The 5,960-nt window shown below is 74.1% G+C and carries 5 protein-coding genes; 3 read left to right on the top strand and 2 right to left on the bottom strand.

Features of this window, described 5'->3' with window-relative positions; all coding sequences use genetic code 11:
- Nucleotides 1-11: 11 nt before the first annotated feature.
- Nucleotides 12-974: an oxygenase MpaB family protein gene (locus CTKZ_RS12270; protein ID WP_124343213.1), complete on the bottom strand. Its 963-nt coding sequence runs from the start codon at nt 972-974 to the stop codon at nt 12-14.
- 157 nt (nt 975-1,131) lie between these two features.
- Between CTKZ_RS12270 and CTKZ_RS12265 the strand changes: the two genes are divergently transcribed.
- The gene (locus tag CTKZ_RS12265) at nt 1,132-2,241 is read left to right on the top strand and encodes a right-handed parallel beta-helix repeat-containing protein (RefSeq protein ID WP_160142894.1); all 1,110 of its coding nucleotides are present in this window, start codon (nt 1,132-1,134) and stop codon (nt 2,239-2,241) included.
- A gap of 91 nt (nt 2,242-2,332) precedes the next feature.
- On the opposite strand, the gene CTKZ_RS12260 is transcribed toward CTKZ_RS12265, so the two are convergent.
- Nucleotides 2,333-3,067: a glutamine amidotransferase gene (locus CTKZ_RS12260; RefSeq protein ID WP_124343211.1), complete on the bottom strand. Its 735-nt coding sequence runs from the start codon at nt 3,065-3,067 to the stop codon at nt 2,333-2,335.
- 156 nt (nt 3,068-3,223) lie between these two features.
- On the opposite strand from CTKZ_RS12260, the gene CTKZ_RS12255 reads away from it, so the two are divergent.
- Together CTKZ_RS12255 and CTKZ_RS12250 are read left to right on the top strand one after the other, a co-directional pair.
- On the top strand, nt 3,224-4,336 hold the full coding sequence (locus CTKZ_RS12255) for a NosD domain-containing protein (RefSeq protein WP_124343210.1): 1,113 nt from the start codon (nt 3,224-3,226) through the stop codon (nt 4,334-4,336).
- Nucleotides 4,337-4,453: 117 nt separating this feature from the next.
- Nucleotides 4,454-5,960: DEAD/DEAH box helicase (locus tag CTKZ_RS12250; protein ID WP_124343209.1), on the top strand; the 1,507-nt coding region annotated here is incomplete at its 3' end.

The raw sequence follows: 5,960 nt of genomic DNA, 5'->3' as shown, positions 1-5,960 counted from the left end.
GCATCGGGCGGTCAGCGTCCCTGCGCGGCCGGCACGTCGTCGCCGTACGTGACCCGGCCCGCGGAGTCGGCGGCCAGCAGCCACCGGATCGCGCGCGTCGCACCCGCGCCCGCGGCCGCGTCCACACGTCGCCGCACCCGGCCCGGGCGGGCCACGCCGAGGTCGTCGAGCGCCCAGCCGGGCAGGGACGCGACGGCGGCCCGTGCGAGCCCGACGTACCCCGCACGCATCGTCAGCGGGACGGGCGGCTCGTGCAGGAGGAAGTGGGCGGCGTCGCGCGCGGCGTCGCTCGGGCCGAGGACGGGACGGAAGTCCTCGATCGCGGCCGCCAGGTCCGCGACCGTCGTCGGCACGTCCGCGGCACCCAGCGCCCGCCCCACGACGGCGGCCTGCGCGACGTACGCGTCGGCGCCCCGCGCGTCGAGCGGGTGGCTGCCGTACCGGCGGTGCGCGCGCAGGAAGCTGTCGATCTCGGCGACGTGCACCCAGCGCAGCAGCTGCGGGTCGTCCGCGGCGTACGGCACACCGTCGGGGGTCGTCCCGCGGATCCGCCGGTGCACCGCGCGGACGCGCTCGACCGCGGCCTCTGCGTCGTGGGCCGTACCGAACACCGTGTCGGCGAGGAACGTGCTCGTGCGCGCGAGCCGCCCCCACGGGTCGCCCCGGTACCCGGAGTGGGCGCCGACGGCCGCCATCGCCGCGGGGTGGAGCGACTGCAGCAGCAGCGCGCGGATCCCGCCGACGAACATCGACGCGTCGCCGTGGACCGTCCGGATCGCGCTGCCCGTCGGGAACCACCGCGGCCCGGGCGTCCCGTGGATCCGGTCGCGCTGCTCGACCCCGTCGGGCCCGGCCACGCGCAGGAACAGGCGGGTGCCGACCTCGCGTCGGGCGGTGGCGACCCACCCCGAGGGCCGGAGCCGCGGTGCACGCGGCGCCGGCCGGTCGGTGCTGCGGTCGTCGGTCGTCGTCATGCGGCCGATCGTCTCCCGGCGTCCCCCGGTCCGCGAGCGCACGTTTCACCCGCCGAACCCGCCCGAACCGGTTGTTCCGGGACATCTCGGACGGGCAGGCTCGACGCATCGTGCCCGCGGCACCGACGCCGGCGGGCCGTCACGCCAGGGGGTCCGCATGCGTCGCCGTCCGCTCGTCCTGTCCACCGTCCTCGCGCTCGGCGCCGCGCTCGTGGCGACACCGGCGTCCGCACGCCCGCCGCAGCCGACCTGCGGGGAGACCCTGACCAGGAGCACGACCCTGCTCGCGGACCTCGTGTGCACGACCGGACCGGGCCTCCGCCTGGCCCCCGGGGTCACGCTCAACCTCGGCGGCCACGCGCTGCGCGGCCCCGGGACCGGGAACGGGGTCGAGGTCGCGTGGAGCGGGCCCGTGGTCGTGCGCAACGGCACGGTCGCCGGCTGGGGCAGCGGGATCGACACGTGGGCGGACGCCGACCCGGACGACCCCGGCGTGGAGTCGGGCCCGCTCACCGTCACGCGCGTGACCGTCCAGGACGCCCGCGTGGGCGTCGACGCGTCCGGCGAGTCGGGCACGGGCCGGTTCCGGAAGGCGACGACGATCGAGCGGTCGACGTTCCGCTCGCTCGACATCGCGGTCGAGGGCGGCTGGTTCGCGGAGGTGGACGTGCGTGCGTCGACCTTCAGCGACAACGGGTCCGGCATCTGGAGCGGCGGCGACGCGACGGTGTCCGACAGCACGTTCACGCGGAACGGTGCGGCCGTCCGAGCGTCCGAGGCGTCGCTGACGGTCACCCGCTCGACGTTCGTCGACAACGGGACGGGCGTCGGCCCGATGTACAACGGCTTCGCGACGGTCGGGTCCAGCCGGTTCGTCGGCAACGACGTCGGTGTGGACACGGCGAACGCGCTCGGCGGAGTGGTGCAGGGCTCGCACTTCACGTCGAACGGCCTCGGCGTGGGCGTGGGTCGGCTCGACGTGCACGTCGAGGGCAACGTCCTGCGGGGCAACGGCGTCGGGATCGGGACGCGACCCGCCGACCTGGAGGTCTACGACGCGACGATCCTGAACAACACGCTGCGCCTCAACGGGGACGGCATCGTGATCGAGAACGGCGACGAGTCGGTGCAGGTGGGCGGGAACGACGTCCGGCGCAGCACCGGCAAGGGGATCTGGACGCCCGGCGTCACGGACCTCGGTGGGAACGTCGCGCGCGGCAACGGCACCGAGCCGCAGTGCGTCGGGGTGGTCTGCACGACGTCCTGACCGCGACGACGGGGAGCCGGTGCGGCGGCGGGCTCACGGGCGCCGCGCACCGGCCCGCCGACCCCGCCGGCGGCCACCGTCGCCGTCCGGGTCAGTCGCGCGCGTACCGCCGGACGAACGCCGCGAGAATCCGGGGCGGCGCCCACACGTCGGCGTCGCGGACGCCCGCGAGCACGGCGTCCGCCTCGTCGGGCCGGAAGTACCCGTACTCCCGGTAGACGCGGATGCGGGTCGAGATGCCGTCGACGTCGAGCTCGGGGTGGAACTGCGTCGCGTAGAGGTTCGTGCGGACGCGGAACATCTGCACGGGGCACGCCGGGGAGGACGCGAGCAGCGTCGCGGTGGGCGGCAGCACGCGGCACGCCTCCTTGTGACCGACGAACGCGTCGAACGCGTCCGGCACGTCGGCGAGCAGCGGGTCGGCGCGCCCGTCGGGGGTGAGCGTGACGCGCACCGCCGAGATCGGCTCGGCGTGCACACGGTCGATGACGCCGCCCTGGTGGACGCCCAGCGTCCCGACGCCGTAGCAGGCGCCCAGGAACGGCAGGTCACGGTCGACGACCTCGTCGAGCAGGGCGGACACCTCCGTCTCGACGCGCACCTGGACCGCGGACTTCTGGTCCTGCGGGGTGCTCGCGTCGAAGGGGCTGCCGCCGACGAGGATGCCGGACACCGCGTCGAGGTCGAGGTCCGGCAGCGGGCCGGCCTCCATGCGGACCCGGACGAGGTCCTCGGGTCGGAGGCCGCCGTAGGCGAGCATCGCCGCGTACTCCGCGTCGGCGGCGACGTCCTGCGACCGGGACGCGAGCAGGACGAACGGCTTCATGCGTCGAGCGTGCCACCGGCGTTCCGCGGCTTCTCGCCGGGCACGATTCACCCGGGCGAAGAAGGGGCATACCGGACATGCCGGGCCGCCGTCGCCGCCAGACTGGCGCCGACAGCCCCGCCTCGCCGGGGTGCCGCGTCCACAGGGGGATCCGTCATGCGTCTGCCGTCCGTGCTGTCCTGTCTCGTCCTCGCAGCGGGTGGTGCGCTCGTCGCCACGCCGTCGCTCGCCGCCACGCCCGTCCCGGGCTGCGGTGCGGTGCTCACCACCGACTCGGTGCTGACCGCCGACCTCACGTGTCCCGCGGGTGCGGGCGGGCTCGAGCTGGCCGAGGGGGTCACGCTCGACCTCGGCGGCCACACGCTGCGCGGCCCCGGCTCGGGCGTCGGCGTGCTGGTCCAGGTGCTCGGCGACGCGGGCGTCCACGACGGCACGATCGCCGGCTGGAGCACGGGGATCCGCAACGACGAGCCCGAGTTCGAGATCGACGGCGTCGTCACGATCGCCGACGTCACCTTCACCGAGAACGGCACGGGCGTCGACCCGTCCGGCCGCTGGGGCGCGTCCGGCAAGACGTACGAGGTGAGCGACTCGGTCTTCACCGCCAACTCCGACGGCATCGGGGCGTTCTACGGGTTCGCGCACGTCGCGCGGTCGGTGTTCACCGGCAACGGCACGGCGGTCAACCTCATCACGGCGGGCGTCGCGATCGAGGACTCGCGCATCGAGAACAACTCGACGGGCCTGCACTGCGACGAGTCCGGCTGCTCCGTCGAGCGGTCGACGCTCGCGGACAACGGCGTCGCGGTCGACGCCCGCTTCTTCGGCGCGGACATCGTCGACTCCGTCGTCGAGCGCAACGAGGTGGGGCTCGCGTCCTTCTCGGTGTGGGGCGTCAACCACGTGAGCGGCACCGAGTTCCTCGACAACGGCACGGCGATCGATCTGCAGTCCAGCTCGGCCGAGATCGTCGACAACGTGTTCCGCGGGAACGGCCTGGGCTTCCGCACCGACGGCTCCGACCCGACCTGGTTCCCCGAGACGCTGCTGCGCGGGAACCTGTTCGAGCGGAACGACGACGCGATCTTCTTCGACGAGATCGAGGGCGGTCCGAACACCCGGCTCACGAAGAACACCGCGAACTACAACCGGGGCTGGGGCATCCACGCGCCCGGCGTGGTCGACGGCGGCAAGAACAAGGCCAAGGGCAACGGCAACCAGCCGCAGTGCGTGGGCGTCGTCTGCAAGGGCTCGAAGCCGCAGTCGTGACGTGACGCCCGGGCCGGTGCGGGACCGTCCCCGTGCCGGCCCGGGCGACCTGACCCCGACCGCCACGGGCGCCACGGGGGCACGCGACCGCCCGTGCGCGTGGGAGCATCGACCGCGATGAGCACCGCGACCCTCGCCGAGCGGATCCCCGCCGACCCGACCGACGCCGACGCGCTGTACGAGGCGTTCACGGGGTGGGCCGCCGACCGCGGGCTCGCCCTGTACCCGCATCAGGAGGAGGCGCTCCTCGAGCTCGTCACGGGCGCGCACGTGATCCTGTCGACGCCGACGGGCTCGGGGAAGTCCCTCGTCGCGACCGCCGCGCACTTCGTCGCGCTGGCCCAGGGCCGTCGCACGTACTACACGGCACCGCTCAAGGCGCTGGTCAGCGAGAAGTTCTTCGCGCTGGTCGAGGCGTTCGGCTCGCAGAACGTCGGCATGATGACGGGCGACTCGGCGGTCAACCCGACGGCGCCGATCATCTGCTGCACCGCCGAGATCCTCGCGAACCTCGCGCTGCGCGACGGCGAGGACGCCGACGTCGGCCAGGTCGTCATGGACGAGTTCCACTTCTACGCCGACCCGCAGCGCGGCTGGGCCTGGCAGGTGCCGCTGCTCGAGCTGCCGCGCACGCAGTTCCTGCTGATGTCGGCGACGCTCGGCGACGTCACGTTCTTCCGCGACGACCTGCACCGCCGCACGGGCCTCGACGTGGCCGTCGTCGCGAACGCGCAGCGCCCGGTCCCGCTGACGTTCACGTACGCGGTCGAGCCGCTGCACGAGCTGCTCGACGAGCTCGTGACGACGCGCCGCTCCCCCGTCTACGTCGTGCACTTCACGCAGAAGGAGGCCGTCGAGCGCGCGCAGTCGCTGCTGTCGACGACGCTCGCGAGCCGCGAGCAGCGGGACGCGATCGCCGCGGAGCTCGGCGCGTTCCGGTTCGGGCCCGGCTTCGGCCGGACGCTGTCGCGCCTGCTGCGGCACGGCGTCGGCGTGCACCACGCGGGCATGCTGCCGAAGTACCGCCGGGTCGTGGAGCGGCTCACCCAGAAGGGCCTGCTGCCCGTCGTGTGCGGCACGGACACGCTCGGCGTCGGCATCAACGTGCCCATCCGGACCGTGCTGCTCACGAGCCTCGTGAAGTACGACGGCGTGCGCATGCGGCACCTGTCGGCGCGCGAGTTCCACCAGATCGCCGGGCGCGCGGGCCGTGCCGGGTTCGACACCGTCGGCGAGGTCATCGTGCTCGCGCCCGAGCACGTCATCGAGAACCGTCGGGCGCTGGAGAAGGCGGGCGACGACCCGCGCAAGCTCAAGAAGATCGTCCGCAAGCAGGCGCCCGCCGGTCACGTGAACTGGACCGACAAGACGTTCGAGCGCCTGCGCGACGCGCCGCCCGAGCCGCTGACGTCGTCGTTCGCCGTGTCGCACGCCATGGTCCTGCACGTGCTGGCCCGCGCCGGCGACCCGGTCGCGCACATGACGCGTCTGCTCACCGACAACCACGAGCCGGAGTCCGCGCGCGGCCGGCACGTGCGCCGCGCGATCGCCGTCTACCGGTCGCTGCGTGCGTCGGGCGTGGTCGAGCGGCCGTGGGTCGAGGACCGGTCGGCGCCCCACGGCC

Origin of the sequence: Cellulomonas algicola, assembly GCF_003851725.1 — a bacterium.
In the GTDB taxonomy this organism is placed as follows: domain Bacteria; phylum Actinomycetota; class Actinomycetes; order Actinomycetales; family Cellulomonadaceae; genus Cellulomonas; species Cellulomonas algicola.
The sequence above is the reverse complement of the archived record's forward strand: the minus strand, read 5'-3'. Positions and strand labels throughout refer to the sequence as shown.